Consider the following 23,702-nt stretch of genomic DNA (forward strand, 5'->3'; position numbering starts at 1 on the left):
TGATGGAAAACACGATTCGCCGTGGGGCGGGGGTGATCACCTGACTGCGGGCAGGAGCCCCGCGCCCCTAAGAGGGGCGCTGCCATCGCCGCCCGTTGACCTGCCCGGGCTCGTCCCCGATGACGTAGCGCACACGACGGCCGTGCACCCGGCGGGCGGGGGCGCGGCAGCCACGGGGGCGGCAGCCGCGCGCGAGGCGGGCGTACCGGTCCGTGGTGGTGGTCGTGGGCGTCATCGGGGCGATTCTAACCGGGGCTCAGCCGCGGCCGTGCCGCAGCGCCGGGTGCTCGCCGGCCGCCACCAGGTCGGAGACCGCGGTCTTCGGGTCCTTGCCGGTGACCAGGGACTCGCCGACCAGGACCGCGTCGGCGCCGGAGTTGGCGTACGCGATGAGGTCGTGCGGGCCGCGGACGCCGGACTCGGCGACCTTGACGAGGGTGTCCGGGATCTCGGGCGCGACGCGCTCGAAGGTGCCCCGGTCGACCTCGAGGGTCTTCAGGTTGCGGGCGTTGACACCGATGATCCTGGCGCCGGCGTCGACCGCGCGGTCGACCTCGTCCTCGTCGTGGACCTCGACGAGCGGGGTGAGCCCGATGGACTCGGCGCGCTCGATCAGGGACTCCAGGGCGGACTGCTCGAGGGCCGCGACGATCAGCAGCGCGAGGTCGGCGCCGTACGCGCGGGCCTCCCACAGCTGGTACGACGTGACGATGAAGTCCTTGCGCAGCACGGGGATGTCGACCTTGGCGCGGACGGCCTCCAGGTCGGCCAGCGAGCCGCCGAAGCGGCGCTGCTCGGTGAGGACGGAGATGACGGCGGCGCCGCCCGCCTCGTAGTCGGCGGCGAGCCCGGCCGGGTCGGCGATCGCGGCCAGCGCGCCCTTGGACGGGCTGGAGCGCTTGACCTCGCAGATGACCTTGACGCCGTCGCCGCGGAGCGCCGCGACACCGTCCTTCGCCGCGGGGGCCTTCGCCGCGCGCTCCTTGAGCTCGTCGAGGCTGACGCGCGCCTGCCGCTCCGCGAGGTCGGCACGGACTCCGTCGATGATCTCGTCGAGCACACTCACGCGAGCGGCCCCCTTCCAGACGGTTGGCTGAGAAAGCGGTTCAAAACCGATGGTCACTGCGATGGTATCCGGAGGTGGGCCGAGCCCTCGCATCCGGTTGACGCCGGTCCCAGTACCTGGACCTCCGTCGGTTGATCAAGGATGCAGTCGGCCACCGAACGGCGAGTTCCGGACAACGGTGAAGAGCAGGGTCAGGGCGCCGACCGCCCACAGGTGCGCCGGGGCGAGATCGATCCGCAGCGGACGGCCCCGGACGGACCGGATCACCCAGACGGTCCACAGCACGGCGAGGAGCGCGTAGCCGGCCACGGCGAGCGCGTTGTCCTGGAGGGCGGCCGCGAGGTCGCCGTGCACGAGGGCGTGCGCGCCGCGCAGCCCGCCGCAGCCCGGGCAGAAGATCCCGGTGTACTCCAGGAGGGGGCAGGCCGGGTAGTGGCCCGGTTCGTTCGGGTCGACCGCGCCGACGTAGGCGAAGGCCCCGGCGACGGCCGCGAGCACGCCCACCGGGACGGCGACGCGGCGGGCGAGGGCGCCCGCGCCGGTCGCCGGCGTCCCGCGGCTGTCGGTGTCCACGTCGAGCATTGTGCCCCGGACAGGCGTGAGGGGCGCCCCCGGGCACTCCATCGGTGCCGGGTCGCCCCTCGGTGCGTCACGCGGTGGTCAGCCCTTGGCGCCGGCCGCCTGGCGCTCCTCGGTGGTGAGGTGCGGCTCGTGGGCGTCCTTGGGCTGGCCGAGTCCCATGGCGCTCATGACCCAGCCGACGATGCCGCCGAGGATCACGACGCCCATACCGGCCCAGAAGCCCGCGGGCTGGGCCATCACCATGAAGGCGCCCGCCACGCAGAAACCGATGAAGGCGATCGTGACACCGGTCCAGGCGGCCAAAGTGTGACCGTGGCTGCTGCCCGCCATTGCTTGCTCCTCGTTGCCGTGTACGTGTCGTACGTGGGGTGAGCCGGTCGCTCCCCGTCATTGTCCCGCACGCGCGCGCGTGCGGTCACCGGGGGTCGCGGCCGCGGACGTCAGGCTCCCGTGGGGTCCTCGCCCCGGTCGAGCGCCTTCCAGATCTCCTCGGGACGGTCGGGGTCGGCGGGGCGGGCCGCGCGGCGCGGGCGCGGGGTGCCGTCGCGTTCGTAGCGGCCGGACATGCCGGGCCAGATCCGGCCGTAGCGCAGGGCGAGGAGCCCGGCGAGCAGGATCAGGGCGCCGCCGGCCGCGGCGGCGTACGGCCAGGCGGTGTGGGTGAGGGACGCGACGGTGGCGGCGGTGTCGCCGGAGGCCCGCGCGGCCTGCTCGTCGAGGGCGGAGCTGTCGGAGGCGCCCAGCAGGGCGGCGGCGACCGTGCCGGCGCCGGACAGCGCGAGCAGGGCGGCGACCAGGACGCGGCCGGCGCGGCGCACGGCGAAGACGGCGACGAGCGCGGCGAGCCCGACTATCGCCAGGGCCGCGGGGACCCCGGTGACGTCGCTGCCCTTGGCGGTGAGGGGGAAGGAGCCGCCGGCCACCGCGGCGGTGCCCTCCGACCAGCGCTGCCGGGTGGCGAGCAGGGCCACGGCCGCGCCGAGCGCCCCGCTCAGCAGGGCGAGGGCCAGACTCAGACGGCCCGCGCGGGCGGGGCCCGGGGCTTCGGAACGGGGATGAGGAACAGCAGTCACGTACTCCACTATCACCCGAACCCGGCCCGAACGGTGACCCGGGGTTCGGGTGACTGACGCCACGTGGCCGTCCGGAGAGGTCAGGACAGCCGGTTCGCGGTGTGGACGGCGCGCAGGACGGCGGCCGCCTTGTTGCGGCACTCGGTGTCCTCGGCGACCGGGTCGGAGTCGGCGACGATGCCCGCGCCGGCCTGGACGTAGGCGGTGCCGTCGCGCAGCAGGGCCGTACGGATGGCGATGGCGGTGTCGGAGTCGCCGGCGAAGTCGAGGTAGCCGACGCAGCCGCCGTACAGGCCGCGCCGGGACGGTTCGAGTTCGTCGATGATCTGCATCGCGCGGGGCTTGGGCGCGCCGGAGAGGGTGCCGGCCGGGAAGCAGGCCGTCAGCACGTCGAAGGCGGTACGGCCCTCGGCGACCCTGCCGGTGACCGTGGAGACGATGTGCATGACGTGGGAGTAGCGCTCGACGGACATGAAGTCGACGACCTCGACGGAACCGGGCTCGCAGACCCGTCCGAGGTCGTTGCGTCCCAGGTCGACCAGCATGAGGTGCTCGGCGCGCTCCTTGGGGTCGGCGAGCAGCTCGTCGGCGAGGGCCTGGTCCTCCTGCGGGGTCGCCCCGCGCCACCGGGTCCCGGCGATCGGGTGGACCATGGCCCGGCCGTCCTCGACCTTCACGAGGGCTTCCGGCGAGGAGCCGACGACGTCGAACCCGTCGAAGCGGAACAGGTACATGTACGGCGACGGGTTGGTCGCCCGGAGCACCCGGTAGACGTCGAGGGCGCTCGCGGTGCACGGCGTCTCGAAGCGCTGGGAGGGCACGACCTGGAACGCCTCGCCGGCCCGGATGCGCTCCTTGATGTCCTCGACGGCGGCCTGGAAGTCCTCGCCGCCCCACAGCGCGGTGTACTCGGGCAGTTCGGAGGGCGGCAGGACGGCGGGCGGCTGGGCGACCGGGCGGACGAGGTCGGCCTGCATGGCGTCGAGGCGGGCGACGGCGTCGGCGTACGCCTCGTCGACGCCGGTGTCGAGGTCGTTGTGGTTGATCGCGTTGGCGATCAGCAGGACCGAGCCCTCCCAGTGGTCCATGACGGCGAGGTCGCTGGTGAGGAGCATGGTCAGCTCGGGCAGCCGCAGGTCGTCGCGTTCGCCGGGGCCGATCTTCTCCAGGCGGCGCACGATGTCGTAGCCGAGGTAGCCGACCATGCCGCCGGTGAAGGGCGGCAGGCCCTCCTGGTGGGGGGTGTGCAGGGTCTCGACGGTGGCGCGCAGCGCGGCGAGCGGGTCGCCGTCCACGGGGACGCCGACCGGCGGTGTGCCGAGCCAGTGGGTCGAGCCGTCCCGCTCGGTGAGCGTGGCGGCGGAGCGCACGCCGACGAAGGAGTACCGGGACCAGGAGCGGCCGTTCTCCGCGGACTCCAGAAGGAAGGTGCCGGGGCGTTCGGCGGCCAGTTTGCGGTAGAGGGCGACCGGGGTGTCGCCGTCGGCGAGGAGTTTGCGGGTGACCGGGATGACCCGTCGGTCGGTGGCCAGCTTGCGGAACGTCTCGAGGTCCATGGCGGCCGACCCTACTGATCCGCGGCGGGCGCGGCGGTGGCGGCGTCGCCGAGGAGGACGTCCGCGTCGAAGCAGGTCCGGGCCCCGGTGTGGCAGGCGGCGCCGACCTGGTCGACCAGGACGAGCAGCGTGTCGGCGTCGCAGTCCAGGGCGACCGACTTCACCCACTGGACGTGACCGGAGGTGTCGCCCTTGACCCAGTACTCCTGACGGCTGCGCGACCAGTAGGTGCAGCGGCCGGTGGTGAGCGTGCGATGCAGCGCCTCGTCGTCCATCCAGCCGAGCATCAGCACCTCGCGGGTGTCGTACTGCTGGGCGATGGCGGGCAGGAGTCCGTCGGCGCTGCGCTTGAGGCGTGCGGCGATCTCGGGGTCCAGCGCACTGGGCGTGCGGGGCGTGCTGGTGGTCATGCCTGCCATTGTGCCGCGCGCGGCGGGCTGCTCCGGGCGGGCGTCCACTGGGCGGACCCGGTACGCGGTCGTAGGCTGACAGCATGTCGACCTTCGCACAGCGTGAACGACTCCTCCTCGCCGACCTCTTGGAGGCCGAGGGCCCCGAGGCCCCGACGCTCTGCGAGGGCTGGCGCACCCGTGATCTCGCCGCGCACGTGGTGGTGCGCGAGCGCCGTCCCGACGCGGCCGCCGCCATGCTGATCAAGCAGTTGGGCCCGCGCCTGGACAAGGCGATGGAGGAGTTCGCGGCGAAGCCGTACGAGGAGCTGATCCAGCTCATCCGGACGGGCCCGCCGCGTTTCTCGCCCTTCCAGCTCAAGCAGATCGACGAGGCGTCGAACACCATCGAGTTCTACGTCCACACGGAGGACGTCCGCCGGGCCCAGCCGGACTGGACGCCCCGCGAGCTGGACCCGGTCTTCCAGGACGCCCTGTGGTCCCGTCTGGAGCGCGCCGCCCGGCTGATGGGCCGGGGCGCCCCGACGGGTCTGGTGCTGCGCCGCCCGGACGGCCAGACGGTCGTCGCCCACCGGGGCACGCCGGTGGTGACGGTGACCGGCGACCCGTCCGAGCTGCTGCTGTTCGCCTACGGCCGGCAGGGCGCGGCGAAGGTGGAGCTGGACGGCGACAAGGACGCGATCGCCAAGCTGCACGAGACGAAGCAGCTCGGGATCTGACGCCTGGGACGCCGGGTCAGCGCACCGGGTGCCCGGCGCCGCGCAGCGCGTCCTTGACCTGGCCGATCCTGAGGTCGCCGAAGTGGAACACCGACGCCGCCAGGACCGCGTCGGCGCCGGCCTCGACGGCCGGGGTGAAGTCGGCGAGCTTTCCGGCGCCGCCGGAGGCGATCACCGGGATCGTGACGTGCTTGCGCACGGCCCGGATCATCTCCAGGTCGTAGCCGTCCTTGGTGCCGTCGGCGTCCATCGAGTTCAGCAGTATCTCGCCGGCGCCCAGCTCGGCGGCCTGGTGCGCCCATTCGACGGCGTCGATGCCGGTGCCCTTGCGGCCGCCGTGCGTGGTGACCTCGAAGGTGCCCTCGGGGGTGCGGCGGGCGTCCACCGAGAGGACCAGGACCTGCCGGCCGAAGCGCTCGGCGATCTCCCGGATGAGGTCCGGGCGGGCGATGGCGGCCGTGTTCACGCCCACCTTGTCCGCGCCGGCGCGCAGCAGCTTGTCCACGTCCTCGGCGGTGCGGACGCCGCCGCCGACGGTCAGCGGGATGAACACCTGCTCGGCGGTGCGGCGCACCACGTCGTAGGTCGTCTCCCGGTTGCCCGAGGAGGCGGTGATGTCCAGGAACGTCAGTTCGTCGGCGCCCTCGGCGTCGTACACCTTGGCCATCTCGACGGGGTCGCCCGCGTCGCGCAGGTTCTGGAAGTTGACGCCCTTGACGACCCGGCCGTTGTCCACGTCCAGGCAGGGGATGACTCGGACCGCCAGGGTCATTGATCCACGGCTCCTCTGTATGCCTCTAGCTCCACTTCGACCAGGATGCGCGGGTCGACGAACCCCTCCACGACCAGCAGGGTCGTGACGGGGCGCACCTGGTCGAAGATCTCCTTGTGGGCGCGGCCCACCTCGTCGACGTCCCGCATGTGGCTCAGATACATCCGGGTGCGGACGACCGACTCGGGGCCGAGCCCGAACGCGGCGATCGCCTCCAGCGCGCCGGTGAAGGCCGCCTTGGCCTGCTCGTACGGGTCGCCCTCCCCGTACAGGACCGGTCCCCGGAAGGCGGTGGTGCCGCCCACCAGGACGCGGTCGCCGGCCGCGACGGCGCGCGCGAATCCGAAGGGCTCCTCCCAGGGGCTTCCGCTCTGCACGCGCCGCACGGGCTCGGACGTCATGACGCCACGGCCTCCAGCGCCTCCTCCAGCGTGAACGCCTTCGCGTACAGCGCCTTGCCGACGATGGAGCCCTCGACGCCGAGCGGGACGAGCTCGGCGATGGCCCGCAGGTCGTCCAGGGAGGACACGCCGCCGGAGGCGACGACGGGCCGGTCGGTGGCCGCGCAGACGTTCTTCAGCAGCTCCAGGTTGGGGCCCTGGAGCGTGCCGTCCTTGGCGATGTCGGTGACGACGTACCGGGCGCAGCCCTCCTTGTTCAGGCGCTCCAGCGTCTCGTAGAGGTCGCCGCCGTCGCGGGTCCAGCCGCGGCCGCGCAGCGTGGTGCCGCGGACGTCCAGGCCGACGGCGATCTTGTCGCCGTGCTCGGCGATGACCTTGGCGACCCACGCGGGGCTCTCCAGGGCGGCCGTGCCGAGGTTGACGCGGGTGCAGCCGGTGGCGAGCGCGGCGGCGAGGGTGTCGTCGTCGCGGATGCCGCCGGACAGCTCGACCTTGATGTCCATGGCCCGGGCGACCTCGGCGATCAGCTCACGGTTGTCGCCGGTGCCGAACGCGGCGTCCAGGTCGACCAGGTGCAGCCACTCGGCGCCGGAGCGCTGCCAGGCGAGGGCGGCCTCCAGCGGGGAGCCGTAGGAGGTCTCGGTGCCGGACTCGCCGTGCACGAGGCGGACGGCCTGGCCGTCGCGGACGTCGACGGCGGGGAGGAGTTCGAGCTTGGCCATGTCTCTACAGGCTTCCGATCCAGTTGGTGAGGAGCTGGGCACCGGCGTCGCCGGACTTCTCGGGGTGGAACTGCGTGGCCCACAGGGCGCCGTTCTCCACGGCGGCCACGAACGGCTTCCCGTGCGTCGACCAGGTGACCTTGGGGGCGGTCATCAGCGGGTTCTCGGTCTGGAAGCTCCAGTCGTGCACGGCGTAGGAGTGCACGAAGTAGAAACGCGCGTCGGCGTCCAGGCCGGCGAACAGCTCGCTGCCGCCCGCCGCCTCGACGGTGTTCCAGCCCATGTGGGGCACGATGTCGGCCTGCAGCGGCTCGACGGAGCCCGGCCACTCGCCCAGGCCCTCGGCCTCGACACCGTGCTCGATGCCGCGCGCGAAGAGGATCTGCATGCCGACGCAGATGCCCATGACGGGGCGTCCGCCGGACAGCCGCCGGTCGATGATCCAGTCGCCGCGCGCGTCGGTGAGCCCCTGCATACAGGCGGCGAAGGCGCCGACGCCGGGCACGAGCAGCCCGTCGGCGTTCATGGCCTTGTCGAAGTCACGGGTGATCTCGACGTTCGCCCCGGCGCGGGCGAGGGCCCGCTCGGCGGAGCGTACGTTGCCGAAGCCGTAGTCGAAGACCACGACGTTCTTGCTGGTCAATTCCACACCTCCAGCCTCAAGACGCCGGCGAGAAGGCACAGCGCGGCACTGATGGAGAGCAGCACGATGAGGCTCTTGGGCATCTGCTGCTTGGCGAAGGAGATGATGCCGCCGACCAGGAAGAGGCCGACGACGATCAGGATGGTGGACAGCCCGTTCATGGGGTTACAGCGCGCCCTTCGTCGACGGCAGGATGCCGGCCGCGCGCGGGTCGCGCTCGGAGGCGTAGCGCAGGGCGCGGGCGAGGGCCTTGAACTGGCACTCCACGATGTGGTGGGCGTTGCGGCCGTAGGGCACGTGCACGTGCAGGGCGATCTGCGCCTGCGCCACGAAGGACTCCAGGATGTGCCGGGTCATCGTGGTGTCGTACTCGCCGATCATCGGCGCCATGTTCTCGGGCTCGGTGTGCACGAGGTAGGGGCGGCCGGAGAGGTCGACGGTGACCTGGGCGAGGGACTCGTCCAGCGGGACCGTGCAGTTGCCGAAGCGGTAGATGCCCACCTTGTCGCCGAGGGCCTGCTTGAAGGCGGCGCCCAGCGCGAGGGCGGTGTCCTCGATGGTGTGGTGGGAGTCGATGTGCAGGTCGCCCTCGGTCTTGACCGTGAGGTCGAACAGGCCGTGCCGGCCGAGCTGGTCGAGCATGTGGTCGTAGAAGCCGACGCCGGTCGCCACGTCGACCTTGCCGGATCCGTCGAGGTCGATCTCGACGAGGACCGACGTCTCCTTCGTCACCCGCTCTATGCGTCCTACGCGGTTCATGCGCTCTGCTCCTTCTTCAGTTCACGGACCGCGTCGAGGAACGCGTCGTTCTCTTCGGGGGTGCCGGCGGTGACCCGCAGCCAGCCGGGTACGCCGTTGTCCCGGACCAGGACGCCCCGGTCGAGGATCTTCTGCCAGACGGCGTGGGCGTCGTCGAACCGTCCGAACTGCACGAAGTTGGCGTCCGAGGCGGTGACCTCGTAGCCGATGGCGCGCAGTTCGGTGACGAGCCGGTCGCGTTCGGCCTTCAGCTGCTCGACGTACTTGAGCAGCGTGCCGGTGTGCTCCAGGGCGGCCAGGGCGGTCGCCTGGGTGACGGCCGACAGGTGGTACGGCAGCCGGACGAGCTGGACGGCGTCGACCACGGCCGGGTCGGCGGCGAGGTAGCCGAGGCGCAGGCCCGCCGCGCCGAACGCCTTGGACATGGTCCGGGAGACGACGAGGTGGGGCCGTCCGTCGAGCAGCGGCAGCAGCGAGTCGCCGTGGCTGAACTCGACGTACGCCTCGTCGACGACGACGATCGACGGCTTCGCCGCCTGCGCGGCCTCGTACAGGGCGAGGACGGTCTCGGGCGGGACCGCGTTGCCGGTGGGGTTGTTGGGGGTGGTGATGAAGACGACGTCGGGCCGGTGCTCGGCGATGGCCTTCTCGGCGGCGGCGAGGTCGATGGTGAAGTCGTCGTCGCGCGGGCCGGAGATCCAGCCGGTGCCGGTGCCGCGCGCGATGAGCCCGTGCATCGAGTACGACGGCTCGAAGCCGATCGCGGTACGGCCGGGGCCGCCGAAGGTCTGCAGCAGCTGCTGGATGACCTCGTTGGAGCCGTTGGCCGCCCACACGTTGGCGAGGCCCACCGGGTGGCCGGAGGTCTCGGTCAGGTAGGCGGCGAGGCGGGTGCGCAGCTCGACCGCGTCCCGGTCGGGGTAGCGGTTGAGGTCGCGGGCGGCCTCGCGGACGCGCTCGGCGATCCGCTCGACCAGGGCCTCGGGCAGCGGGTAGGGGTTCTCGTTGGTGTTGAGCCGGACGGGGACGTCCAGCTGGGGCGCTCCGTAGGGGGACTTGCCGCGCAGCTCGTCCCGGACGGGCAGGTCGTCGATGCGGGTCACTTGCTCTCGGGTACCTTCCAGCCGAACCGTGCCTTGATCGCCGCGCCGTGGGCCGGCAGATCCTCCGCCTCCGCGAGCGTCACCACGTGATGCGCGACCTCGGCGAGCGCGTCGCGGGTGTAGTCCACGATGTGGATGCCGCGCAGGAAGGACTGGACGGACAGCCCGGAGGAGTGGCAGGCGCAGCCGCCGGTGGGCAGGACGTGGTTGGAACCGGCGGCGTAGTCGCCGAGGGAGACCGGCGCCCAGGGGCCGATGAAGATCGCGCCCGCGTTGCGTACCCGGTCCGCGACGGCGGCGGCGTCGGCCGTCTGGATCTCCAGGTGCTCGGCGCCGTACGCGTCGACGACGCGCAGGCCCTCGTCGACGCCGTCGACGAGGACGATCGCGGACTGCTTGCCCTTCAGGGCGGGCACGATCCGGTCGTCGATGTGCCGGGTGGCCGCGACCTGCGGCTCCAGCTCCTTCTCCACCGCGTCCGCGAGCTCCACGGAGTCGGTGACGAGGACGGCGGCGGCCAGCGGGTCGTGCTCGGCCTGGCTGATCAGGTCGGAGGCGACGTGCACCGGGTCGGCCGTGGAGTCCGCGAGGACCGCGATCTCGGTGGGGCCGGCCTCGGCGTCGATGCCGATCTTGCCGGTGAAGTAGCGCTTGGCGGCGGCGACCCAGATGTTGCCGGGGCCGGTGACCATGTTGGCGGGCGGGCAGGACTCGGTGCCGTACGCGAACATCGCGACGGCGGTGGCGCCGCCGGCGGCGTACACCTCGTCGACGCCGAGCAGCGCGCAGGCGGCGAGGATCGTGGGGTGCGGGAGTCCGCCGAACTCGGCCTGGGCCGGGGAGGCGAGCGCGATCGACTCGACGCCGGCCTCCTGGGCCGGGACGACGTTCATGATCACGGACGACGGGTAGACCGAGCGGCCGCCGGGCGCGTACAGGCCGACGCGGTCGACGGGCACCCACTTCTCGGTGACCGAGCCGCCGGGGACGACCTGGGTGGTGTGCGCGGTGCGGCGCTGCTCGCGGTGGACGAGCCGGGCGCGGCGGATGGACTCCTCCAGGGCCGCGCGCACGGCCGGGTCGAGCTCCGCGAGGGCCTTCTCCAGGGCCTCGGCGGGGACCCGCACCTGGTCGAGCCTGACCCCGTCGAACTTCTCGGCGAAGTCGATCAGCGCCGCGTCGCCCCGATGATGCACGGCCTCGCAGATCGGACGCACCTTCTCCAGGGCGGCCTGAACATCGAAGTCGGCTCGGGGCAGCAGGTCGCGCAGGGCGGGGCCCTCGGGGAGGGCGTCGCCGCGCAGATCGATTCGGGAGATCACGTACCCAATTCTCTCAGACCCGCGTCCGGCGCCGGGGACGCGTATCAATGGCTGATACAGACCGTCCCGGGAACCCGGAAGATCCTCTTCACGTCTTGCGTTCGGGGCGTCACTCAGCGGGCATGACGGTGGTACGGGGCGAGTGACCGGCGAGTAGCCGAGGAGGATGAGCAGGACGTGACCGAGGGGGCCGGCATCCGGGACGGGGACCTGCCGGACGATCTGACCGCCGCAGAGGCCGGGATGTGGCAGGCGTTCCGCAACGGCAGCGTGTACGACCTGAGCAGCGGCGACACGGTCGTCGACGATCCGCACGGCGGGCATCCCTGGGGCGACGAGCGGACCGTGCGGGCCCGCATCGTGTGCTGGCTGCTGCTGGACGGGCCGCCGCCGCTGGCGGGCCGGGTCTCCTCGCTGAAGCTGGTGGGCGTGCAGGTCAGCGGCGCGCTGGACCTGGCGGGCGGCACCGTGGAGCCGTACGTCGAGATGCGGGGCTGCCGCTTCGAGCGGGAGGTGCTGCTGCCGGAGGCCCGGTTCACGACGCTGCGGCTGGTGGACTGCTCGGTGCCGCGTCTGGAGGCGGCGCGGGTGCACACCGAGGGCGATCTGCATCTGCCGCGCTGCCGCTTCCACAACGGGGTGCGGATCACGGACGCCCACATCGGCACGGATCTGCTGCTCAGCCAGGCGGTGGTGTACCGGGACCGCAGCGGCCGTTCGATCGCCGGGGACGGCTTGAACGTCGGGCAGGACCTCCAGGCCGAGATGCTGGAGTCACACGGCGAGCTGAGTCTGCGGGGCGCGAGCATCGGCGTGTCGCTGAGCCTGCGCGGGGCCCGGCTGGTGAACCCGTACACCCGGCTCGCGCTGAACGCGCCGCAGCTGACCGTCGGACGGACCCTGTATCTGACCCCGGCGGGGGTCGGCAGTCCGCTGCTGAGCGGGCGCACTCCCGCGCGCGGGACGCGGGTGCAGCGGTTCGAGTGCCGGGGCGGGGTGCGGCTGGACGACGGGCGGTTCGGGGACGCGGTCGACCTGGAGCGGGCCCGGTTCGTCTTCACGGACGAGCAGGAACTGTCGATGCGCCGCGTCCAGACGCCGGAGCTGCGCTTCCTCGGGGAGCGGATGGAGCGCGGCCGGGTGCTGCTGTCGGGGGCGCGGGTGGTCAACCTGGTGGACCGGGCGGACGCCTGGCCGGGGCCGGGGCTGCTGCACATGGGCGGCTTCGGCTACGAGAACCTGGTGCCGCGCGGCCCGTTCCCGCTGGAACGGCGGCTGGAGTGGGTGGCCGCCGCGACCGCCGAGTACAACCCGGAGCCGTACGAGCTGCTGGCCTCCGTGCTGCGCGCGGGCGGGGAGGACGAGGACGCGCGCGAGGTGCTGCTCGCCAAGCAGCGCCGGCGCCGCGAGACGCTGCCCCCGGCCGGGAAGCTGTGGGGGTACGTCCAGGACTGGATGGTCGCCTACGGCTATCGGCCCGGGCGGGCCGCGGTGTGGATGGCGATCCTGTGGGCGGCGGGCTCGGTGGCCTTCGGGTACGCCGACCATCCGCCGATCAAGGGCGGCGAGCATCCGACGTGGAACCCGACGCTGTTCGCGCTGGACCTGCTGCTGCCGGTGATCGATCTGGGGCAGGTGGGGTTCTGGCAGTTCAGCGGTGTCTGGCAGTGGCTGGCGACGGTGATGATCCTGCTGGGCTGGATCCTGGCGACGACGGTGGCGGCGGGGGCGACGCGGACACTGCGGCGGAACTGAGGCGCGCGGGGCTTTCGATGATGTGGGGATCTGTGTGACCCATGAGCTGATTGCATGGATGTCCGACTGTTGTTGAACAGTTGACTTTTACCGGTTCTTGACCGGCGGGGATACAACTTTCGCCGTCTTGGCCGTTCCCTCTGGCGCGGGTGTGACCTGCGGACCTTCAATGGTCGACACCATGGCTCTGCTGCTCCCGTTCGGCCGGGCGTCCCGCACGCCCCGGCCCTCAGCGCAGCACCCCGCCGCCGGGCTCCCCGCCGACGACGAGGTGCTCCTCGACGCGCCCGACGACCGCCTGGGCCCCGCCCTGGTCGCGGCCGGGCAGGGGTCCCACCACGCCGCGGCGGACCTGCTCGCCGCCACCCGCGCGCACGGGCGGTGGGAGGACCGCGACCGGTACGTCCTGCGGCTGGCCGCCTTCGCCCGCTCCCGCCCCGAGTGGGTGCAGGCGTGGTACGCGGACGCGCCCGACGACCCGGACGTCCTGCTGCTGCGCGCCCAGCTCGCCGTGGACCACGCCTGGCGGTCCCCGGCCCGCGCCGAGCTGCTGCGCGGGGTGAGCCCGCTGATCACCGCCGCCGCCCGCGCCGACGACCGCGACCCGGTGCCCTGGCGCCTCGCCCTGGACCACGCGCGCGGCTCCCGGGCCGGCCACACCTACTTCGGGGAGCTGTGGGAGGCGGCCCTGCGCCGCGCACCGCTGCACTACGGCTGCCATGTCGCCGCCCTGACGTACCTGGCCTCCTCCTGGCACGGCTCCCACCGGGAGTGCCTGGACTTCGCCGACCGGGCCGCCCAGGACTCCCCCGCCGACTCCCTCGTCCAGGCGCTGCCGGCCCGGGCCGCGCTGGCCTATCTCGACGACGGGTGCGGCCCCGGGGTGCCCCCGGAGCGGCTGCACGCGGCGGCCGACCGGGCGGTCGCGCTGTCGGCCCGCTTCCCGGCGGCCGACCCGTGGCCCGCCGCGGTACGCAACAAGCTCACGTACGTCCTGGTCGAGCTCGGCCGCTGGGAGGACGCCCTGGAGCAGCTGCGGCTGATCGGGCCGTACGCCACGTCCTACCCGTGGAGCCGCTTCGCGGAGGATCCGCTGAGCCGCTTCCTGGAGGTGCGGCAGCAGGTCCGGCGGCACGTGGGCTCCGCCCCGGCCCGGGGGCGCTCCGGACATCCACCAGGTGGGCGCGCCGGACGCGCCGGACGGCGCGACCACTAGGCTTTGGCGCCGTGACCGTCCGCCTTCCGCTCTTCCCCCTGAACTCGGTGCTCTTCCCCGGGCTCGTCCTGCCGCTGAACGTCTTCGAGGAGCGGTACCGCGCCATGATGCGCGAACTGCTGAAGACCCCCGAGGAGGATCCGCGCCGTTTCGCCGTGGTCGCCATCCGCGACGGCCACGAGGTGGCCGTGAGCGCCCCGGGGATGCCCGATCCCACCGCCGTGCCCGAGCGCGGCCCCGCCGCCGGCTTCGGCCCCGACCCGCTCAAGGCCTTCCACTCCGTGGGGTGCGTCGCGGACGCTGCGACGATCCGGGAGCGGGCCGACGGCACCTTCGAGGTGCTGGCGACGGGCACGACCCGGGTGCGGCTGGTCTCCGTCGACGCCTCGGGCCCGTTCCTGACGGCCGAGCTGGAGGAGCTGACCGAGGAGCCGGGCGACGAGGCGGGGGCGCTCGCCGAAGGGGTGCTGCGGGCCTTCCGGCAGTACCAGAAGCGTCTCGCCGGCGCCCGCGAGCGGTCCGTGTCCACCACGGCCGACCTGCCGGACCAGCCGTCGGTCGTGTCCTATCTGGTGGCCGCCGCGATGATGCTGGACACCCCGACCAAGCAGCGCCTGCTCCAGGCCCCGGACACCGCGTCCCGGCTGCGCGACGAGCTGAAACTCCTTCGCGCCGAGACCTCGATCATCCGTACCCTGCCCTCGCTCCCGGCGTCGGACCTGACCCGCGGACCGACCAGCCTCAACTGACGCACCACCCTGGGGAACGGCCACCAATGGCGAAGAAGTCGAAGAAGCAGCAGCCGGGCGGCACGCCGGCCACCGTCGCGCTGACCGCGGCCGGTGTCGCGTACACCGTCCACTCCTACGAGCACGACCCCGCGCACCCCTCGTACGGCGAGGAGGCCGCGCAGGCGATGGGCGTCTCCCCGGACCGGGTCTTCAAGACGCTGGTCGCGGACGTGGACGGCGCCCTGACCGTGGCCGTCGTCCCGGTGGCGGGCCAGCTGGACCTCAAGGCGCTGGCGGCGGCGGTCGGCGGCAAGCGCGCCGCCATGGCGGACCCGGCGCTCGCCGAGCGCACGACCGGCTATGTGCGCGGCGGCATCTCCCCGCTGGGCCAGCGCAAGAAGCTGCCCACGGTCCTGGACGCCTCCGCCGCGGACCACGCCACGATCTGCGTCTCGGCGGGCCGCCGGGGCCTGGAGGTCGAGCTCTCCCCCGGCGACCTGGCGGCGCTCACGGGCGCGGTCCTCGCTCCCGTCGGACGCGGGTGAGCCCCCGGCCTGGCCTGTACGCGCCCTCGACGGCGGGGCCGTCCTCGGCTAAGCACCAAGGACATGTCGAAGAGGACGCGCAAACGGAAGTGGCGTATCAAGAAGGGCCGTGCGAACCACGGACGCCGTCCGGCGTGAGGTGACGGCCCACCGCTCAGGGGGCCCACCGCCCCCTGGGCTCAGCCCTTCGACGGGCCGTACGGGTCCTTCGTCTGCCCCTGCGGGGGCTGCTGCTGGTACGGGTCCGGCTCCCGCGGACCGAACAGCGCGGTCAGCCCGAGGTGCACCACCAGGGCCGCGAGCGGCCAGGCCAGCCAGGCGCCCTTCGCGCCGAGCTTCAGCGGCGCCGGGAAGGTGACGCCCTTGCCCACCGCCTTGGCGTGGGCGATGACATTGTCCGTGGGGCCCAGCCAGACCCCGATCCGCCAGGCGAGGAGCGACCCGAGGAAGCCGCCCAGGGCCAGCCCCACCACGAGCGGCACTCCGCCGCGCCGCCGCCACAGGAACACGGCCACGGCGCTCACCAGGCCGAACGCGAGCGCGAGCAGCGTGAAGGTGCCGTCCACCCCGATGGCCTGCTCGCCCTCGGAGTCCTTGAAGTACACGACCCAGCCGTCGTCGACGACGTCCCCGACGAGCGGCACGCTGGGCGCCAGCCGCCACCACAGCACCCCGAGCAGCGCGCCGAGGAGCGCGACCACCACGGTGATCACGGCGCCCTCGCGCAGTTCGGTCTTCATACCGGGACCGTCCTGTCCGTACGAGCCCGGCGCGCCGTACGGGCCGGGCGAGCCCTGCGGACTCCCGGCGGCGTCGGATATGGCGTCGTGCGGCACGGCGGCCGTGTACCCGGCAGCGGGCGGCTGCCACCCCCCGGAGGAGGACTGGTCACGCGGCGGCGGAGGAGGAGTCAGCGGAGCGGTCACCCTGCCATCGTGCCAGGCCGCCCCGTGCGGCGCGTCACCGGACGGCCGCCCGGCGGTAGGCCCACGTGGCGACGGCCAGCGAGACGACACCGACCACCGCGCACACGGCCAGGTCACCGAGGACGAAGCCCCAGGCGGGCCGCTCCCCGAAGGTCCGCGCGAACGCCTCCACGCCGTACGTCGAGGGCAGCAGGTCGCGGGCGAACCGGACCACGCCGGGCATCCGGTCGGCGGGCAGGACGCCCAGGAGCAGCGCCGCCGACATCCCGAGCTGCCCGAGCAGGGTGGCCAGCTCGGGGCGCGGCGCGAGCAGACCGAGGGCGGCGCCGAGCCCGGCGAGCGCGGCTCCGGCGAGCGGGATCACCGCGACGAGGATCCACAGATGGGTCATCGGCAGGCCGAACAGCAGACAGCCGGTCACCGCGGTCACCACGGTCCCCGGCACCGTGAAGGAGGCGTACGCCCCGGCCGCGCCGAGCACCACGGCCGCGGGCGGCACCGGGAGCGTGGCGTAGTGGTCGAGGCCGCCGCTGGCGCGCAGCTGCCCGAAGTACTGGGCGAGCAGGTTCAGCGCGACGAAGGCGACGACCAGCACCGACGAGCCGGCCACCACGGCCTGCGCCTCGGCCCCGCCGTCGACGACACCGCGCATCAGGATCATGATGCCGACCGACTGGAAGGTCGCCACGAACAGCAGCGGGATGCGGGCGACCCGCGCCCGGGACAGCTGGGCCCGGTACACGGCGCCCAGCGACGGCCACAGCCGTGCGCGCGGCCCGAGCTCGGCCGGGGCCCGGCCGGACGTCTCGTCCGCGGCCAGGGCGCCGCCCGGCAGAACCTCGGCGGGTACGACACTCACGTGGCGCTGCTCCCTTTCGCACGGGGGATCGAGACAACGGTGGCCCTGCTCCGTACGCCATCCCGTACGGATCCGGCGCTCGGCGTGCTCACGCCTTCACCAGCCCCTTCTGCGCGGCACCGCCCAGCGCCAGGTAGACGTCCTCCAGGCTGGGCGTGGCGAGCGTGAAGTCGTCCAGCGCGGCGAAGGCGGCTCCGCCGGTGACGGTGGCGACGACCGTGCGGGCCTCCTCGGGGGCGAGCCGCAGGGTCCAGCGGCGGCCGGACTCGAGGGCGCGGTCCTGGAGCGCGGCGACCTCGGGCACCTCCAGGGGCGCCCGCTCCCGCCACAGCAGCTCGACGCGGACCTCGCCGGCGACGTGCTCCTTGAGGCCGGACGGCGTGTCGCAGGCGATGACCCGGCCCCGGTCGAGGACGGCGACCCGGTCGAGGACGGTCTCGGCCTCGATGACGTTGTGGGTGACGAGCAGCACGGTGGTGCCCCGCTCGGCCCGCCGGCGGTCCACGGCCGACCACACGGCCCGCCGGGCGACCGGGTCCATGCCGGTGGTCGGCTCGTCCAGGACGAGCAGCGGCCGCTCCCCGACCAGCGCGGTGGCGAAGCAGGCGAGGCGGCGCTGCCCTCCGGAGAGTTTCTTCAGGGGGCGTCCGGCGATCGGGGCGAGCCCCAGCTCGTCGAGGACGGCGTCCCGCTCGGCCCGGGCCCGCCGGACGTCCAGGCCGCGCAGCCGTCCGGTGGTCTCGGCGGCGAGGGACACGGTCAGCTCGTCCAGGGCCGACGACTCCTGGCCGAGGTAGGCGAGGATGCGCGCGGCCCGCTCGGGGTGGCGCACGATGTCGTGCCCGAGGATCTCGACGCTGCCGGAGTCGGGCCGCATCAGCCCGGTCAGCTGCCGTACGAGGGTGGTCTTGCCGGCGCCGTTGGGCCCGAGCAGTCCGAAGATCTCGCCCTGGGCGATGTCGAGCCGGACGTCGTCGGTGGCCCGCACCGCGGGGGTGCCGGGCGCTCCGCGGCGCCCCCGGACCGCCGGGTAGGTCTTGGTCAGCCCGCGCACGGCACACACGACGTCACCACCGTGCCGAAGTGCCTGTCCCGCGCGCGTACTCACAAGGCACGAGGGTACGGGGTCCGGATGCCCGATCCGTCCCCGGGGCGGCCCGTCACGGCGAATCGCCTGCTCGCCGCCCGCGTCGGCACGCCGGGCGCGGCCCGGCGGGGCTCAGTCCGCCGCGGACGCGTGCTCGGCGGTACGGACGTCGATCTCGCGCCAGAAGCCGGCCCGGATCGCGTACCGGTCGTGCTCGTCGATCTGGTCGTCCTTGTGGGCGAGCAGCCCGAAGCGGGCCGCGTACCGCAGCAGCTCGCCGTCGATGCGGTGCGGGATGCGCGGGTACATGGACGACAGCTTCTGCAGGTGTCCCTGCTCCCCGAGCCGTCCCATCCAGCGGCGGGCGAAGACCTGCCCGACCTCGTACGGGTCGCCGCCGACCGTCGTGATGTCCTCCTCGCGGTCGGCCCAGCGCTGTTCGGCGCTGGTGAGCTGCGCGAGGGTCGGCATGGAGGCGATCTCGGGCGGCTCGGACGCGGTGCCGGGGCGGTCCACCCAGCCCTTGTCCGAGGACCAGCGCAGGGTCGCGTTCGCCGGGGGCTGGGGGTGCTGGACGCCGGGTGCGCGCAGGGCGGCGAGGTCCTTCGGCGTGGGGACGCCCTTGGGCGCCGGGACCCGTTCGGGGGCGCCGGTGTCCGCGCCGGCGGCCGGGGCGTGCTCGGGCTCCTCGGTGGGGCGTTCCGTCCGCGCGCCGAGCGCGGAGTCCGGCAGCGGCGCGGACAGGATGGCGGCGATCTCCGGGCGGGGCACCGGCGGCGGCGCGCAGACGCCGGTCAGCTCCTTGGCGCGGACGGCCTGGGTGATCCAGGCGCGGTCCAGCACCCGGCGTTCGTCCGCCTCGGCGACCAGGTCCTCGGACTGGTTGTAGTCGCCGTCGGCGGCCTGCACGGCCCACAGATGGACGGCGACCCCGTGCTCCTTGGCGGCCATCATGCCGGGGAGCAGGTCGCCGTCGCCGGTGACCAGCACCACGTCGGAGCAGGCGCGGTTGCGGGCGAGTTCGGTGAGTTCGGCGTGCATCGCGGCATCCACGCCCTTCTGCGCCCAGCGCCCGTCGCTGCGGGTCAGGGCGCCGAGCCGGACGGTGACCCGCGGCATCACGCGCAGCCGGCGGTGTTCGGGCTGGGGCACGCGATCGGGGGCCCCGTCGAACCAGTAGATGCGCAGCAGGGGCTGCTGGGTGTCCGACTCGGCGCAGGTGCGCAACGCCTGGATGAGGGCGGCGTGGTCGACGCTGATCCGCGACCGGGAGGGTTCCCCGGCGAGCAGGCTGGCGGCGGCCCCCAGCAGATACCCGGCGTCCACCAGGACGATGCAGCGGTCCACACGACTCACCCTCTTCCCGGGAGGTTTGCTTCAGGCTTCCTTCGAGTCTGCCCGACCGTGCGGGGGTTAACGGGCCGAACTCGATCTTCGGCGTGGCGTTTCGGCGTATCGGGTCGGCGCCTTGGCGGGGCGGGCGTCCCGACAACCGCCACTACACAGGGTAATTATCCGACATGCACTCTTTGTCAGCCTATGTGAATCTGGTCCCGGCCCTGGCCCCTAGATCCCCCACAGGAGGCAGATCACCATGGCCAAGAACAAGAAGCAGGACCGTAAGCAGCCCCAGTCCGCGCGTGGTGCCCGGCAGAACGAGACCACCACGGTGATGGAGCCCCCGGCCGAGCCCGCTCTCGCGCAGGCCGGCCCCGGCGACATCGCCCGCAAGGGCCGGCAGAAGCGCTTCGGTCACAACTGAGATCTGCGTAAGGGTTGTTGAGACCCGGATACGACGAAGGGGCGCGTCCCGTGCGGGAGGCGCCCCTTTCGTACGGCCGCGGGTGCCGTCTCAGCCGGCCAGGCAGGACGGGCCGAGCAGCACCTTGAGATCGCCGAACAGCGCCGGATCGGGCTTCACCCGGTGCCGGTCGAGCCGCAGCACGGTCGTCTTCGTCGGGCCCTGGAGCTTGATGCGGACCTCGCTCTCGCCCTTGTGGTGGCTGAGGATCTCGCCGAGCCGGCTGACCATCGGCGGGGTGACCCGGGTGGCCGGGATGGTGAGGACCACCGGCGCGTTGGCGCCCGCGTTGGACAGGTCGGGGACCTGGAGCTCCATCGCGACCAGCCGCGGCACGTCCTCGCGCTTGTCGAGCCGGCCCTTGACGAACACGACCGCGTCCTCGACGAGTTGGGTCGACACGAGCTGGTAGGTCGCCGGGAAGAACATGCACTCGATGGAGCCCGCGAGGTCCTCGACCGTGGCGATCGCCCAGGCGTTGCCCTGCTTGGTCATCTTGCGCTGCAGGCCCGAGATGATGCCGCCGATGGTGACGACCGCGCCGTCCGCGTGCTCACCGCCGGTGAGCTGGGAGATGCCCGCGTCCGCCTTGTCGGACAGCACGTGCTCCAGGCCGAAGAGCGGATGGTCGGAGACGTACAGACCGAGCATCTCCCGCTCCTGGGCGAGCAGATAGGTCTTGTCCCACTCCTCGTCGGTGAACTGCACGTCGAGTCCGAAGCCGGGCTCGTCGTTCTGCTCCTCGCCCATCCCGCCGAAGAGGTCGAACTGGCCCTCGGCCTCCTTGCGCTTGACCGCCACCACGTTGTCGATCATCGGCTCGAAGTGGGCGGTGAGGCCCTTGCGGGTGTGCCCGAGGCTGTCGAACGCGCCCGCCTTGATCAGCGATTCGGTGGTCCGCTTGTTGCAGGCGGCGGCGTCGATCTTGTCGAGGTAGTCGGGGAAGGAGGAGTACTTCCCCTTCGCCTTGCGGCTCTTGATGATCGACTCGACGACGTTGGTGCCGACGTTGCGGACGGCTTCCAGGCCGAAGAGGATCACGTCGTCGCCCTGGGCGGCGAAGTTGTGCACCGACTCGTTCACGTTCGGCGGGAGCACGCGGATGCCCATGCGGCGGCACTCGTTGAGGTAGATCGCCGACTTGTCCTTGTCGTCCTTGACGGACGTGAGCAGCGCGGCCATGTACTCGGCCGGGTGGTTCGCCTTGAGGTAGGCGGTCCAGTACGACACCAGGCCGTACGCGGCCGAGTGCGCCTTGTTGAACGCGTAGCCGGCGAACGGGACCAGCACGTCCCACAGGGCCTGGATGGCCTCGTCGCTGTAGCCGTTCTTACGGGCGCCGGCCTGGAAGATCGTGAAGTTCTTCGCCAGTTCCTCGGGCTTCTTCTTGCCCATCACACGGCGGAGGATGTCGGCCTCGCCGAGCGAGTAGCCGGCGACGATCTGGGCGGCCTTCTGCACCTGCTCCTGGTAGACGATCAGGCCGTAGGTGACGTCCAGGACCTCCTTGAGGGGCTCCTCGAGCTCCTTGTGGATGGGCGTGATCTCCTGCTGCCCGTTCTTGCGCAGCGCGTAGTTCGTGTGGGAGTTCATGCCCATGGGGCCCGGGCGGTACAGGGCCGACACGGCGGAGATGTCTTCGAAGTTGTCCGGCTTCATCAGGCGCAGCAGGGAGCGCATGGGGCCGCCGTCGAACTGGAAGACGCCGAGGGTGTCGCCGCGCTGGAGCAGTTCGAAGGTCGTGGGGTCGTCCAGCGGGAGGCTCAGGAGATCGATGTCGATCCCCTTGTTGGACTTCACCATCTTCACGGCGTCGTCCATGATCGTCAGGTTCCGCAGGCCGAGGAAGTCCATCTTCAGCAGGCCGAGCGACTCGCAGCTCGGGTAGTCCCACTGCGTGATGGTCACGCCGTCGGTGTGCCGGACCCAGACGGGCACGTGCTCGGTGATGGTCTCGCTGGACATGATCACGCCGGCGGCGTGCACACCCATCTGCCGGACCAGGCCCTCCACACCGCGCGCGGTGTCGATGACCTTCTTCACGTCCGGTTCGTTCTCGTACATCGCGCGGACCTCGCCCGCCTCCGAGTACCGGGGGTGGCTCGGGTCCGTGATGCCGGAGAGCGGGATGCCCTTGCCGAGGACGTCGGCGGGCATGGCCTTGGTGATGCGGTCACCCATCGCGTACGGGTAACCCAGCACGCGCGCGGAGTCCTTGATCGCGTTCTTGGCCTTGATGGTGCCGTAGGTGCCGATCATGGCGACCTTGTCGGCGCCGTACTTCTCCGTCACGTACCGGATCACCTCGACGCGCCGGCGCTCGTCGAAGTCGATGTCGACATCGGGCATGGAGATGCGCTCGGGGTTGAGGAACCGCTCGAAGATCAGGCCGTGCGGGATGGGGTCGAGGTCGGTGATGCCCATGGCGTACGCCACGATCGAGCCGGCCGCGGAGCCTCGGCCGGGGCCGACCGCGATGCCGTTGTTCTTCGCCCACATGATGAAGTCGGCCACGACGAGGAAGTAGCCGGGGAAGCCCATCGAGATGATGACGTCCATCTCGTAGTCGGCCTGCTTCTGCCGGTCCTCGGGGATGCCGCCCGGGAAGCGGCGCTCCATGCCGCGGCGGACCTCCTCCTTGAACCAGGTGACCTCGGTGTAGCCCTCGGGGATGTCGAACTTGGGCATGAGGTCGCGCTTCTCGAACATGCCCGTGGTGTCGACCATCTCGGCGATCAGGAGGGTGTTGGCGCAGCCCTCCTGCCAGGCGTCCGAGGAGTCGATGGCGTACATCTCGTCCGTGGACTTCAGGTAGTAGCCGGTGCCGTCGAACTTGAAGCGGTCCGGGTCGGAGAGGTTCTTGCCGGTCTGGATGCAGAGCAGGGCGTCGTGGGCGGTCGCCTCGTGCGCGTACGTGTAGTGCGAGTCGTTGGTGACCAGCGGCGGGATGCCGAGCTTCCTGCCGATCTCCAGCAGGCCGTCGCGGACCCGGTGCTCGATGTCGATGCCGTGGTCCATCAGCTCCAGGAAGTACCGGTCCTTGCCGAAGATGTCCTGGTAGTCGGCGGCGGCCTTGAGCGCCTCGTCGAACTGGCCGAGCCGCAGCCGGGTCTGGACCTCGCCGGAGGGGCAGCCGGTGGAGGCGACGATGCCCTCGGACCACTGGGAGATGGTCTCCTTGTCCATCCGGGGCCACTTCTGGAGCCAGCCCTCGGCGTAGGCGTCGGAGGAGAGCCGGAAGAGGTTGTGCAGCCCCTTGCTGTTCACCGCCCACATCGTCTTGTGGGTGTAGCCACCGGAACCGGAGACGTCGTCGCGCTTCTGGTGGGGCTGGCCCCACTGGATCTTGCGCTTGTTGCGCCGGGACTCGGGGGCGACGTACGCCTCGATCCCGATGATCGGGGTGATCCCGGCCTTCTGCGCGGAGTGGAAGAAGTCGTACGCCCCGTGGAGGTTGCCGTGGTCGGACATGGCGATATGGGTCATGCCCATCTCGTTGCACGCGTTGAACATGTCCTTCAGCCGCGCGGCACCGTCCAGCAGCGAGTACTGGGTGTGGACGTGCAGGTGCGTGAACGGCGGCTTCGACACGACGTGGCCTCCATGGGAAAACGCTCGGTGACAGGCGGGCGGACACTTCCGGGGACAGCGTCG

At 72.3% G+C, this 23,702-nt stretch carries 26 protein-coding genes; 6 read left to right on the forward strand and 20 right to left on the reverse strand.

Going from position 1 to position 23,702, the window contains the following annotated elements; genetic code table 11:
• Positions 1–67 precede the first annotated feature (67 nt).
• The 7 genes from trpM to hisI form a co-directional block, all read right to left on the reverse strand.
• Positions 68–235, reverse strand: coding sequence for a tryptophan biosynthesis modulator TrpM (gene trpM, locus F8R89_RS36150; protein WP_192806078.1), 168 nt, complete (start codon positions 233–235; stop codon positions 68–70).
• Between the two features lie 21 nt (positions 236–256).
• Positions 257–1,066, reverse strand: coding sequence for an indole-3-glycerol phosphate synthase TrpC (gene trpC / locus F8R89_RS09460; protein WP_151783548.1), 810 nt, complete (start codon positions 1,064–1,066; stop codon positions 257–259).
• A 135-nt stretch (positions 1,067–1,201) separates the two neighbouring features.
• Positions 1,202–1,648 carry a DUF2752 domain-containing protein gene (locus F8R89_RS09465; protein WP_151783549.1) on the reverse strand — a complete coding sequence of 149 codons (447 nt, stop codon included), beginning with the start codon at positions 1,646–1,648 and terminating at the stop codon, positions 1,202–1,204.
• Positions 1,649–1,726: 78 nt separating this feature from the next.
• Entirely contained in the window at positions 1,727–1,978 is a 252-nt protein-coding gene (locus F8R89_RS09470; RefSeq protein WP_055621577.1) for an HGxxPAAW family protein, read from the reverse strand.
• A 110-nt stretch (positions 1,979–2,088) separates the two neighbouring features.
• Positions 2,089–2,730, reverse strand: a complete 642-nt coding sequence (locus tag F8R89_RS09475; RefSeq protein ID WP_151783550.1) for a TIGR02234 family membrane protein — start codon at positions 2,728–2,730, stop codon at positions 2,089–2,091.
• 71 nt (positions 2,731–2,801) lie between these two features.
• Complete coding sequence (locus F8R89_RS09480; protein ID WP_151783551.1) at positions 2,802–4,277, reverse strand: anthranilate synthase component I; 1,476 nt, start codon at positions 4,275–4,277, stop codon at positions 2,802–2,804.
• 11 nt (positions 4,278–4,288) lie between these two features.
• Complete coding sequence (gene hisI, locus F8R89_RS09485; protein WP_151783552.1) at positions 4,289–4,687, reverse strand: phosphoribosyl-AMP cyclohydrolase; 399 nt, start codon at positions 4,685–4,687, stop codon at positions 4,289–4,291.
• 83 nt (positions 4,688–4,770) lie between these two features.
• Here hisI and F8R89_RS09490 point away from each other — a divergent pair, with 83 nt between their 5' ends.
• Positions 4,771–5,406 carry a TIGR03085 family metal-binding protein gene (locus F8R89_RS09490; RefSeq protein WP_151783553.1) on the forward strand — a complete coding sequence of 212 codons (636 nt, stop codon included), beginning with the start codon at positions 4,771–4,773 and terminating at the stop codon, positions 5,404–5,406.
• 16 nt (positions 5,407–5,422) lie between these two features.
• Here F8R89_RS09490 and hisF read toward each other — a convergent pair whose 3' ends face one another.
• The 8 genes from hisF to hisD are packed head-to-tail and all read right to left on the reverse strand — an operon-like array spanning position 5,423 to position 11,128.
• Positions 5,423–6,178, reverse strand: coding sequence for an imidazole glycerol phosphate synthase subunit HisF (gene hisF, locus F8R89_RS09495; RefSeq protein WP_151783554.1), 756 nt, complete (start codon positions 6,176–6,178; stop codon positions 5,423–5,425).
• Entirely contained in the window at positions 6,175–6,579 is a 405-nt protein-coding gene (locus F8R89_RS09500) for a RidA family protein (protein WP_151783555.1), read from the reverse strand. The genes hisF and F8R89_RS09500 overlap by 4 nt, the downstream gene beginning before the upstream one ends.
• The gene (priA, locus tag F8R89_RS09505) at positions 6,576–7,301 is read right to left on the reverse strand and encodes a bifunctional 1-(5-phosphoribosyl)-5-((5-phosphoribosylamino)methylideneamino)imidazole-4-carboxamide isomerase/phosphoribosylanthranilate isomerase PriA (RefSeq protein WP_151783556.1); all 726 of its coding nucleotides are present in this window, start codon (positions 7,299–7,301) and stop codon (positions 6,576–6,578) included. Before priA ends, F8R89_RS09500 begins: the two co-directional genes overlap by 4 nt.
• Before the next feature lie 4 nt (positions 7,302–7,305).
• Positions 7,306–7,944, reverse strand: a complete 639-nt coding sequence (gene hisH, locus F8R89_RS09510; protein ID WP_383654879.1) for an imidazole glycerol phosphate synthase subunit HisH — start codon at positions 7,942–7,944, stop codon at positions 7,306–7,308.
• Positions 7,941–8,105 (reverse strand): hypothetical protein, encoded by a 165-nt coding sequence (locus tag F8R89_RS36155; protein WP_192806080.1) that lies wholly within the window; start codon positions 8,103–8,105, stop codon positions 7,941–7,943. Before F8R89_RS36155 ends, hisH begins: the two co-directional genes overlap by 4 nt.
• A 4-nt stretch (positions 8,106–8,109) precedes the next feature.
• Complete coding sequence (hisB, locus tag F8R89_RS09515) at positions 8,110–8,703, reverse strand: imidazoleglycerol-phosphate dehydratase HisB (protein ID WP_031483403.1); 594 nt, start codon at positions 8,701–8,703, stop codon at positions 8,110–8,112.
• On the reverse strand, positions 8,700–9,806 hold the full coding sequence (locus tag F8R89_RS09520) for a histidinol-phosphate transaminase (RefSeq protein WP_151783558.1): 1,107 nt from the start codon (positions 9,804–9,806) through the stop codon (positions 8,700–8,702). Before F8R89_RS09520 ends, hisB begins: the two co-directional genes overlap by 4 nt.
• Positions 9,803–11,128, reverse strand: a complete 1,326-nt coding sequence (gene hisD, locus F8R89_RS09525) for a histidinol dehydrogenase (protein WP_151783559.1) — start codon at positions 11,126–11,128, stop codon at positions 9,803–9,805. Before hisD ends, F8R89_RS09520 begins: the two co-directional genes overlap by 4 nt.
• Before the next feature lie 177 nt (positions 11,129–11,305).
• Between hisD and F8R89_RS09530 the strand changes: the two genes are divergently transcribed.
• From F8R89_RS09530 to ybaK, 4 genes are all read left to right on the forward strand, one after another.
• Complete coding sequence (locus tag F8R89_RS09530) at positions 11,306–12,883, forward strand: oxidoreductase (protein ID WP_151783560.1); 1,578 nt, start codon at positions 11,306–11,308, stop codon at positions 12,881–12,883.
• A gap of 169 nt (positions 12,884–13,052) precedes the next feature.
• Positions 13,053–14,099, forward strand: coding sequence for a hypothetical protein (locus F8R89_RS09535; protein WP_151783561.1), 1,047 nt, complete (start codon positions 13,053–13,055; stop codon positions 14,097–14,099).
• An 11-nt stretch (positions 14,100–14,110) separates the two neighbouring features.
• Complete coding sequence (locus F8R89_RS09540) at positions 14,111–14,848, forward strand: LON peptidase substrate-binding domain-containing protein (RefSeq protein ID WP_151783562.1); 738 nt, start codon at positions 14,111–14,113, stop codon at positions 14,846–14,848.
• Positions 14,849–14,874: 26 nt separating this feature from the next.
• Positions 14,875–15,375, forward strand: coding sequence for a Cys-tRNA(Pro) deacylase (ybaK, locus tag F8R89_RS09545; protein ID WP_151783563.1), 501 nt, complete (start codon positions 14,875–14,877; stop codon positions 15,373–15,375).
• Positions 15,376–15,554: 179 nt separating this feature from the next.
• Here ybaK and F8R89_RS09550 read toward each other — a convergent pair whose 3' ends face one another.
• The 4 genes from F8R89_RS09550 to F8R89_RS09565 all read right to left on the reverse strand — a co-directional run bounded on the left by F8R89_RS09550 (position 15,555) and on the right by F8R89_RS09565 (position 19,594).
• A complete protein-coding gene (locus F8R89_RS09550) occupies positions 15,555–16,301 on the reverse strand; it encodes a DUF2567 domain-containing protein (protein WP_151783564.1) in 747 nt (248 codons plus the stop codon).
• Between the two features lie 34 nt (positions 16,302–16,335).
• Complete coding sequence (locus F8R89_RS09555) at positions 16,336–17,160, reverse strand: ABC transporter permease (protein ID WP_151783565.1); 825 nt, start codon at positions 17,158–17,160, stop codon at positions 16,336–16,338.
• 88 nt (positions 17,161–17,248) lie between these two features.
• Positions 17,249–18,223 carry an ABC transporter ATP-binding protein gene (locus F8R89_RS09560; protein WP_151788048.1) on the reverse strand — a complete coding sequence of 325 codons (975 nt, stop codon included), beginning with the start codon at positions 18,221–18,223 and terminating at the stop codon, positions 17,249–17,251.
• Between the two features lie 156 nt (positions 18,224–18,379).
• The gene (locus F8R89_RS09565) at positions 18,380–19,594 is read right to left on the reverse strand and encodes an NYN domain-containing protein (protein WP_151783566.1); all 1,215 of its coding nucleotides are present in this window, start codon (positions 19,592–19,594) and stop codon (positions 18,380–18,382) included.
• A 247-nt stretch (positions 19,595–19,841) separates the two neighbouring features.
• Between F8R89_RS09565 and F8R89_RS36160 the strand changes: the two genes are divergently transcribed.
• A complete protein-coding gene (locus F8R89_RS36160; protein WP_192806081.1) occupies positions 19,842–20,009 on the forward strand; it encodes a hypothetical protein in 168 nt (55 codons plus the stop codon).
• A 90-nt stretch (positions 20,010–20,099) separates the two neighbouring features.
• On the opposite strand, the gene dnaE is transcribed toward F8R89_RS36160, so the two are convergent.
• The gene (gene dnaE / locus F8R89_RS09570) at positions 20,100–23,639 is read right to left on the reverse strand and encodes a DNA polymerase III subunit alpha (RefSeq protein WP_151783567.1); all 3,540 of its coding nucleotides are present in this window, start codon (positions 23,637–23,639) and stop codon (positions 20,100–20,102) included.
• Positions 23,640–23,702: the final 63 nt, after the last annotated feature.

The sequence above is a fragment of the Streptomyces sp. SS1-1 genome (genome assembly GCF_008973465.1).
Taxonomy (GTDB): Bacteria; Actinomycetota; Actinomycetes; order Streptomycetales; family Streptomycetaceae; genus Streptomyces.

What these genes read in the sequence shown, in the direction of transcription:
- priA (WP_151783556.1), bottom strand. Translation starts at nt 7,301, where the DNA reads ATGGCCAAGCTCGAACTCCTCCCCGCCGTCGACGTCCGCGACGGCCAG.
- hisI (WP_151783552.1), bottom strand. Translation starts at nt 4,687, where the DNA reads ATGACCACCAGCACGCCCCGCACGCCCAGTGCGCTGGACCCCGAGATC.
- F8R89_RS09535 (WP_151783561.1), top strand. Translation starts at nt 13,053, where the DNA reads ATGGTCGACACCATGGCTCTGCTGCTCCCGTTCGGCCGGGCGTCCCGC.
- ybaK (WP_151783563.1), top strand. Translation starts at nt 14,875, where the DNA reads ATGGCGAAGAAGTCGAAGAAGCAGCAGCCGGGCGGCACGCCGGCCACC.
- trpM (WP_192806078.1), bottom strand. Translation starts at nt 235, where the DNA reads ATGACGCCCACGACCACCACCACGGACCGGTACGCCCGCCTCGCGCGC.
- F8R89_RS09500 (WP_151783555.1), bottom strand. Translation starts at nt 6,579, where the DNA reads ATGACGTCCGAGCCCGTGCGGCGCGTGCAGAGCGGAAGCCCCTGGGAG.
- F8R89_RS09465 (WP_151783549.1), bottom strand. Translation starts at nt 1,648, where the DNA reads ATGCTCGACGTGGACACCGACAGCCGCGGGACGCCGGCGACCGGCGCG.
- hisF (WP_151783554.1), bottom strand. Translation starts at nt 6,178, where the DNA reads ATGACCCTGGCGGTCCGAGTCATCCCCTGCCTGGACGTGGACAACGGC.
- F8R89_RS36160 (WP_192806081.1), top strand. Translation starts at nt 19,842, where the DNA reads ATGGCCAAGAACAAGAAGCAGGACCGTAAGCAGCCCCAGTCCGCGCGT.
- F8R89_RS09490 (WP_151783553.1), top strand. Translation starts at nt 4,771, where the DNA reads ATGTCGACCTTCGCACAGCGTGAACGACTCCTCCTCGCCGACCTCTTG.
- F8R89_RS09480 (WP_151783551.1), bottom strand. Translation starts at nt 4,277, where the DNA reads ATGGACCTCGAGACGTTCCGCAAGCTGGCCACCGACCGACGGGTCATC.
- F8R89_RS09470 (WP_055621577.1), bottom strand. Translation starts at nt 1,978, where the DNA reads ATGGCGGGCAGCAGCCACGGTCACACTTTGGCCGCCTGGACCGGTGTC.
- F8R89_RS36155 (WP_192806080.1), bottom strand. Translation starts at nt 8,105, where the DNA reads ATGAACGGGCTGTCCACCATCCTGATCGTCGTCGGCCTCTTCCTGGTC.
- hisB (WP_031483403.1), bottom strand. Translation starts at nt 8,703, where the DNA reads ATGAACCGCGTAGGACGCATAGAGCGGGTGACGAAGGAGACGTCGGTC.